Genomic DNA, 4,035 nt, shown 5'->3' on the forward strand with positions numbered 1-4,035 from the left:
ATGCGCACGGCGCTGTCCGAGACGGTGATCGAAGGCATCAACACCAACGTGCCGCTGCACCGCGAGCTGATGGTGGATGCCAAGTTCATGGCGGGTGGCACCAACATCCATTACCTGGAAGAGTGGCTGTCGCAGCACAAGCGCTGAGTTTGCACTGCGCAGGTCATTCACATGCTGGCTCCTGGCAACGGGTGCCAGCATTTCATTTTTTCTGAGAGGCGCCTATGTTTGAGTTGAGTCTGATGTGTCCGGAAGACCGCATCGAAGCGGTCAGCGATGCGCTGGATGCGCTGGATGCGCTCAGCGTGTCGGTCGAAGATGCCGATGCCCAGACCGACGCCGAGCAAGCCCTTTTTGGTGAACCTGGAATGCCACCGCCCAAGGATGGTTGGCAGCGCAGCCGCGTGGTGGCGTTGTTCCCGTCCGAGGTGGCCGCGCGCGAAGCGCAGCAGTTGCTGGCTGTGCAGGATTTTTTTGCAGGCTGCCAGGTGCTGGGTGTGGTGGCTGTGCCGGACCAGGACTGGGTGCGGCTGACGCAGTCGCAGTTCGCACCGGTGGACATCACGCCCGACTTCTGGATCGTGCCCACCTGGCACGAGCTTCCCGCGCAGGCGGTGCGCAGCATCCGGCTCGACCCGGGCCTGGCGTTCGGCACGGGCACCCATCCGACGACCCGCATGTGCCTGCGCTGGATTGCGGGCCATGGCGCCACCGACGTTGCCCAGGGCAATCCGCTGGGGCGGGTGCTCGACTACGGCTGCGGCTCTGGCATTTTGGCCATTGGTGCGGCCAAGTTCGGCGCTACGGAGATTGATGCCGTGGACATTGACCCCGCGGCTGTGGAGTCCACAGTGCAGAACGCGCAGGCCAACGACGTGCAATTGAACGCCGGCCTGCCCGACAAGGCCAACGGCGAGTACCAGACCGTGCTGGCCAACATCCTGGCCACGCCGCTCCGGGTGTTGGCACCGCTGCTGTGTGCTTATGTGGCTGCAGGCGGGAATCTGGTGCTGGCGGGCATTTTGGAGCGCCAGGCCGATGAGCTGAAAGAAGCCTACGCACCGTGGCTCCAACTGCAGGTGTCGGATGCCGAGGACGGCTGGATTCTGATGACCGCTACCCGCTGACGCGACAGGCTTTCGCCGCCACTGGCGGCAGAGCCCACGCCCCTACAATCCACCGCTGATGAGCCAGATCACTCGCTGCCCGTCCTGTGCCACTTCTTTCAAGGTGGTGGCAGACCAATTGCGCATATCAGAAGGATGGGTGCGCTGCGGCCAATGCAAAGAGGTGTTTGATGCGTCTGCGCATTTGCTGCCGTCGGCGCCACCGTCGTTGCTGCCCGACGTATCGCTGACCGACGTCAAGCCGCCACCAGCGCCTGTGGCCCGGGCCTCTGAGGCCGGTCGTGCTTGGGGCGTGACACCACCGGTACAGCCGCCCGTTGCCGCACCTGCCGCGCCCGCAGCGCATACCGCACCTCCAGCGGCTGCCACGGCCGCAACGGGGTTGGGCGCAGCGACACGTACGGCGCAGCAGGCGGCATCCCGCCTGTCCGATCCCGCTGCTCTGTCGCCTCGTTCCTCAGCACCACCCGCTGCGCTTGCTTCTCAGCCCGTCGCGTCGTTGCCCGCGCCGTCGCCTGTAGCGCCATCTCCCTTGGTGATGGATGTGCCAACCCCAGCGGTCCCCGCCTTTCTCACGGCGGGCGCGCCAGGGTCAGCGCCTGGGGAGCTGAGCCTGGAGCCGGTGACCCCATTTGCGTGGCGCCCTCCCTTGCCGACGCCTGCGGCTGCAGCGCTGCACGCCGCCGTGCGCGAGGCGGTGGTAGCCAAGCCCTTGCCCGCTGCGCCAACGCCTGCCGTGTGGTCGCCGCCCTTGCGGGATGTGCCACCGCCCGCGTTTGCCGACACCGAACCGGCGTCGCTGGATTCGCTGGACCTGCCACCGGTTGCCCGTCGTGCGTCGGATGCGGCTGCGCAGGACGCGGAAATGGTTCCCGGCGGGTACGAGCTTCCGTTTGCCGATCTGCGCGACTCGGGTTGGCCCGATGAAGCGTTGCCTGCCGATGTGCCGTCGGAGGGGCCGTCACCTGCACCTGCATTGGTTTCGGCATCGGTAGACGACGAACTGGCTTTCCCCGCCATTGACGCGTCTGCAACCACGCCGCTTGCTGCGTCTGGCCCTGGCCAGCGGCGGTCGTATACCGCTCCACGTCCTCCTGCAACAGCGGTCGGCACCGCACTCCCCTCTGAACCTGCCGGTCACACAGAGCGCTCGGAAGCAGGGTTGCCTCCGGTGGACTTCGCGCCTCCAGCGCCAAGCCAAAGCGCCGAATCTCTGACTTTGGTCGCGGACGATTCGGCGGCTGCGGTGCTGCGCGCCGAAGCCCGCAAAACCTCCGTGGCGCACGATGGCACCGACGAGGATGCAGACCCCGAACACGAAGTCAGTTTCGTGCGCGCCGCGCGCCGTCAGGCAGTCTGGCGTCGACCTGCCGTGCGCTTGGTGCTCACCTTGTTGGCGTTGACCGCGCTGGTTGCGCTGGCGCTTCAGGTGGCGGTGCAGGAGCGCGACCGCATTGCTGCCATGGATGCGCGCGCGCGACCGTGGCTGGTCAAACTGTGCGCACCCTTGCGCTGCGAGATCGCACCCCAGCGCCAGATTGCCGACGTGGTGATAGACAGCTCGTCCTTCAACAAGGCACGGGGCGACAGCTACCAACTGGCGCTCACCATGAAAAGCCAGGCCACCATTCCCCTGGCGACACCCGCGATCGAACTCACCCTGACGGACGCGCAGGACCAGCCCGTGCTGCGGCGCGTGCTTTTGCCCACCGACATGGCGGCCCCTGCGGAGTTGCCTGCGCGGGGTGAATGGAGCGCCTCGGTCGCCGTGATCGTGACCACTGGCGGTGCCCGTGTGGCGGGTTACCGGCTGCTCGCGTTTTACCCCTGAAATTTACAACCCAACCACCTCTTCACCATGGCTGCCATCATTTGCGGTTCTCTCGCGTTCGACACCATCATGACCTTTGAGGGGCGGTTTGCCGAGCAAATACTGCCCGACCAACTGCACATCCTGAATGTGTCTTTTCTGGTGCCTTCGCTGCGCCGCGATTTTGGGGGGTGTGCCGGCAACATCGCCTACAGCCTGAAGCTGCTGGGGGGCGAGGCGCTGCCCATGGCCATGCTCGGCAGTGACGGGGCTGACTACCTGCAGCGCCTGGACGATCTGGGCATCAGCCGCCGCCATGTGGGGCAGGTGCAGGACATCTACACCGCGCAGGCCATGATCATGACCGACCGCGACAACAACCAGATCACCGCCTTCCACCCCGGCGCAATGATGCAGGCCCACGCCAATCGGATCGAACCCGATGCGACGGTGACCGTGGGCATCATTGCGCCCGATGGGCGCGATGCGATGCTTCAGCACGCGGCCCAGTTTGTGGCTGCTGGCATCCCGTTTGTGTTCGACCCGGGTCAAGGTCTGCCCATGTTCAACGGGCCCGAACTGTCGGCCTTTGTTGAGCAGGCCTCGTGGGTCACCGTCAACGACTATGAAGGCAAGATGTTGTGCGACCGTACGGGCTGGACGCTGGCCGACATCTCGCACAAGGTGCGTGGTCTGATCGTCACGTTAGGCGCTGAAGGCTGCGACGTGTGGGTAGAAGGCGAGAAAACCCACGTGCCCGCCGTGGTGCCAGCTGAAGTGGTCGACCCCACCGGGTGTGGCGACGCATGGCGCGGTGCACTGTTGTTTGGACTGGAAAAAGGCTGGCCGCTGGTGCGCTGTGCCGAACTGGGCAACCGGGTCGGTGCGCTCAAGATCGCGCAGCGTGGCCCGCAGAACTACATGCTCGACTTCACGCCGGGTTAAGGATTGGCGCTATAAAAATATGAGCTTATAGCGCTTGAATTCATTGGCTTTCAAATGCTTTTGTATTTGAAAGCGATGGCGGCCTCAATTCTGAAGTGCAACACCGAGAATTGAGGCCAAGATGTCAAAGAAGAATTACCAGCAGTTGAGCCA

General features: G+C 64.7%; 3 protein-coding genes and 1 pseudogene. All 4 read left to right on the forward strand.

Features of this window, described 5'->3' with window-relative positions:
* A pseudogene (locus tag ACK41V_RS23320) lies at positions 1–147 on the forward strand (acetyl-CoA carboxylase biotin carboxylase subunit); the annotation flags it as partial.
* 77 nt (positions 148–224) lie between these two features.
* Positions 225–1,127, forward strand: a complete 903-nt coding sequence (gene prmA / locus ACK41V_RS23325; RefSeq protein WP_409786015.1) for a 50S ribosomal protein L11 methyltransferase — start codon at positions 225–227, stop codon at positions 1,125–1,127.
* 58 nt (positions 1,128–1,185) lie between these two features.
* The gene (locus ACK41V_RS23330) at positions 1,186–2,958 is read left to right on the forward strand and encodes a DUF3426 domain-containing protein (protein WP_409786016.1); all 1,773 of its coding nucleotides are present in this window, start codon (positions 1,186–1,188) and stop codon (positions 2,956–2,958) included.
* Positions 2,959–2,985: 27 nt separating this feature from the next.
* Positions 2,986–3,882 carry a carbohydrate kinase family protein gene (locus ACK41V_RS23335; protein WP_409786017.1) on the forward strand — a complete coding sequence of 299 codons (897 nt, stop codon included), beginning with the start codon at positions 2,986–2,988 and terminating at the stop codon, positions 3,880–3,882.
* Positions 3,883–4,035 lie beyond the last annotated feature (153 nt).

The sequence above is a fragment of the Acidovorax sp. genome, from assembly GCF_046291265.1.
Taxonomy (GTDB): domain Bacteria; phylum Pseudomonadota; class Gammaproteobacteria; order Burkholderiales; family Burkholderiaceae_C; genus Acidovorax.

Bases quoted from the DNA above. Each gene is read 5' to 3' on its own strand.
- ACK41V_RS23330 (WP_409786016.1), top strand. From the start codon at position 1,186: ATGAGCCAGATCACTCGCTGCCCGTCCTGTGCCACTTCTTTCAAGGTG.
- prmA (WP_409786015.1), top strand. From the start codon at position 225: ATGTTTGAGTTGAGTCTGATGTGTCCGGAAGACCGCATCGAAGCGGTC.
- ACK41V_RS23335 (WP_409786017.1), top strand. From the start codon at position 2,986: ATGGCTGCCATCATTTGCGGTTCTCTCGCGTTCGACACCATCATGACC.